General features: G+C 60.4%; 1 protein-coding gene. It reads left to right on the forward strand.

The window, feature by feature from the left end; translation table 11 throughout:
• Positions 1-202: hypothetical protein (locus F7231_RS27195; protein ID WP_166694355.1), on the forward strand; the 202-nt coding region annotated here is incomplete at both ends.

Genomic DNA, 202 nt, shown 5'->3' on the forward strand with positions numbered 1-202 from the left:
AACGGCGACAGCTATCGTGATCGTCTCGCCAAGTGTGATTGCGCTAAACGACTCGGGCACCGCCTCGGCGGGCACGGGCGGAACGGCCATTACGAATGTAGTTGCCAATGACCAGGTCAATGGCTTGTCAGCCACGCTAGGTGGTACGGGCAACGCTGTTGTGTCAGCAGTAGGGACGTACCCGGCAGGCATCACGCTCGAC

Source organism: Fibrivirga algicola, assembly GCF_011742925.1.
GTDB classification, from domain to species: domain Bacteria; phylum Bacteroidota; class Bacteroidia; order Cytophagales; family Spirosomataceae; genus Fibrella; species Fibrella algicola.